At 72.5% G+C, this 2,403-nt stretch carries 1 protein-coding gene; it reads right to left on the reverse strand.

The window, feature by feature from the left end; genetic code table 11:
* Positions 1–103: 103 nt before the first annotated feature.
* Positions 104–2,403, reverse strand: a 2,300-nt coding sequence (locus VF468_08755) for a LamG-like jellyroll fold domain-containing protein (GenBank protein ID HEX5878396.1), incomplete at its 5' end; no start/stop codon positions are given.

The following is a 2,403-nucleotide window of genomic DNA, read 5'->3' on the forward strand; positions in this document are numbered from 1 at the left end:
CCAGGGTGAACACGAGCCCGGCATTCGCGCGGGTGAGCCGCTTCCGCCCAACATGAGGACTCCGGGCCTGAGGACTCCGGGCCTGAGGACTCCGGCCGAAGGGTCAGCCGAAGTCGAGAACCAGCTGGGGTCGGCCGGCGGGCGTCGGCTGCTCCTTCGACGACACCTGGATCGCGTCGGCGCCTTGCGTCGACAGCACCAGGGTGGCCGCCGCGCCCAGCCGGGCCTGCAGCTGCGCCACGGACAGGTCGACCTGGTAGGTCGCATCGCTGCTGGTGCCGGCCGCCACGGAACCGATCGGCGACCCGGACACCGCGGGGCGGTTCTGGAAGGTCAGTCCGGACTCGGTCCACGCCGCTCCGTCCGTGACGCTGACCGAATGCTCGCTGGCCGATCCCGACCAGGTGCTGGCCGTCGTCGACAACCGCAGTATGGCGCCGCGCAACGCCGTACCCGCAGGTGCGTCGGGCAGGTCGAACCGGAGGTACGCCGCCTGCTCCGGAGCGCCGTCGGAGGACAAGCCCCATGCGTTGCCACGATTGGTCGTCGGTGCGGTGGAGTCGACCCACGCGTCGGCGGCCGGCGCCAGCGTCACGGTCACCGGCTCGACCGGTGGCTCCTCCACGACGGCCTCGACCTGCGCGGACGGTGCGCCGCGGTTGCCCGCGGGATCGGATGCGACCACCCGGTAGTACCAGGTCCCCGGTGGCACGTCGTCCTCGGTGCGGGAGGTGCCGGTCACCGTGGCGACCCGGGTCGCCGCCGAGGGAGCGAAGCCCGGCACCGCCGAACGGTGCACCTCGTAGCGGGCCACCGCCACGTTGTCGGTGGCTTCACTCCATGACAGCGCCGCCGCCGAGCCCGACACCGCGACCGACAGGCCGGTCGGGGCCGACGGTGCCTGCGTGTCCGGTGCGTCGAGTGCGTGGTGGGCCGCGATCGTGCCGGCGGAGAGCTGCGAGGCGTACACGGCGAACTCGTCCAGCTGCCCGTTGAACCAGCGGCTCCCGGCGTTCGGCCAGTTGTCCAGGTTGTCACCGCCGAGCCGCCAGTGGCCGCTGTAGGCCAGAGCCGAGGTGACCGCCGCGTTCTGCGCCACTAGTCGCCCGTCGACGTACAGCCGCTGGCCCGCGGCACCGAGGGTCGCGACGACGTGGTGCCACTGACCGTCGTTGTATGGCCGCGGGCTCGTCACCACGCGCGGGCCGCCGCTGGCGACGCCGAAGCTCAGCTGCCCGTTTCGCAGCATGTACACCTGCCGGTCGTTGCGGCTGGAGGTGCCCAGGGCGGAGTCGCCGAACCCGAGCAGCCGCCCACCGGTCCCGGCCGTGGTCTTGAACCACGCCTCGGCGCTGAACGTCTGCGGCCCGGGCATGACCTCGTCGCTGCCGACGACGCCGGCGGCCGTGGCGTTGGTCGCGACGGCGGGGCTCTGCGGGTCGACGTTCACCAGCGCCCCGGTCGTCCCGGTAGTGACACCGGTCCGGTAGGTGCCCCAGGAACCGACAAGGCTCGTCGCCCGGGTGGCGCCCGCGGCGTCGTCGAGCCGCCAGTAGAGGCCGGCGCCGTCGTTCAGGATCCGGTTGGCATACGGGCTGGCCGCGCCGGCCACCGACACCGACGCGGCCCAGGACCTCGGACTGGTCCGGCCGGAGGGGTCGGCGGCGCTCACCTGGTAGACCCAGGACTCACCCGGTTCGAGCCCGCTGTCGGTGAAGGCGAGCGTCGGTCGGTACCAGGGCTTCGAGTCGGCCTGGATGGTCCCGACCGGCTGCATCGAGCCCGTGTCGCGCCCGCGCAGGACCGTGTAGGTGAGCCGCTCGTCGTCGAAGTCCTCGGTGGCCGGCCAGCTGACGCGGACCTCGCCCGGTCGCACGCTGACAGCGCTGGGCTGAACCGGCCGCGCCGGGGTGTGGCTGGCAGCGGCCGGGGCGAGCCCGAACCTGGTCAGCCCCCACTGTGACCGGCCGTTGACGGTGGTGAACTCGCCGGCGACCCACAACTGGTCGTCGGTGCCGGCCATGTCGCGCGGGCCGAGCTTCCCGACGATGCCGCCGTTGGTGGTCGGGAACCAGTGCTGGATGGTCGGCGCGTCCTCGCCGCCCTTCAGCTGGGCGAGCAGGCGGTTGTGCCGCCGCACCAGCGGCGGCGGAACGTTCCAGATCTCGGGGAACCCGCCGGCAGTGTTGCGGCAGTCGTGCGCATGCGAGCCGGAGTAGACCAGGTCGCCGACGACCTCGATGGACCAGGTGGCACCGAGACAGGTGTCGACCCAGCGTAGCTCACCGGTGTAGGGGTCCGCGGCAACGCGGCCGTCAAAGACACCGCCGCCCTCACCGTTCGCCGACGCATAGACGGTGTCCTCGTCGACAGACAGGTCGGTGACGTAGGAGTAGCGGGTGG

This window comes from Actinomycetota bacterium, assembly GCA_036280995.1.
GTDB lineage: Bacteria > Actinomycetota > CALGFH01 > CALGFH01 > CALGFH01 > CALGFH01.